The sequence below is a fragment of the Arhodomonas sp. KWT genome (assembly GCF_010993615.1).
This window is the reverse complement of the sequence record NZ_WNXE01001163.1, coordinates 1-503: the sequence shown is the minus strand read 5'-3', so window position 1 is coordinate 503 and position 503 is coordinate 1. Positions and strand designations below refer to the sequence as shown.

The 503-nt window shown below is 67.8% G+C and carries 2 pseudogenes; both read right to left on the bottom strand.

The annotated features are described in order from the left end of the window. Positions 1-186: pseudogene (locus tag G7A99_RS24750) on the bottom strand (cytochrome o ubiquinol oxidase subunit III); the annotation flags it as partial. Beyond that, positions 183-503 (bottom strand): annotated as a pseudogene (locus tag G7A99_RS24745) (cytochrome o ubiquinol oxidase subunit I); the annotation flags it as partial. The pseudogenes G7A99_RS24745 and G7A99_RS24750, both read right to left, overlap by 4 nt.

Genomic DNA, 503 nt, shown 5'->3' with positions numbered 1-503 from the left:
CGGGCCGCCGGCGTAGCTCCCGCCGTATACCGCGTAGCAGGCGAACAGCACCGCGAAGATCAGGCAGTCGCTCATCAGGTAGATCCAGAACCCGAGTAGCGTGCCGTTATCCGGATGCGGCTCCTCTGTCGCGTAGAAGATGGAAGCGCCGGGCCCCACGGCGCCGGACGCGGTGGTTTCGCTCATACCGCCCCCTGCTCGGCAACCCGCCGGGCGAACGTCTGCTCGACGTCGCGCACCTCGTCGGCGGGGATGTGGTAGTCACGGTGATAGTTGAAGCTGTGGCCGATGGCGACCGCGATCAGCGCGAGGAAGGAGGCCCCCGCCATCCACCAGATGTGCCAGACCAGGCCGAAGCCGCAGACGAACGACAGGAACGCGAGCACGAAGCCGGCCCCGGTGTTCTTCGGCATATGGATGGGGCTGAAGCCCGCCGTCGGGCGCTCGGCGCCGCGCCGTTTCATGTCCGTCCAGGCATCGCGGTCGTGGACCACCGGGGTGAA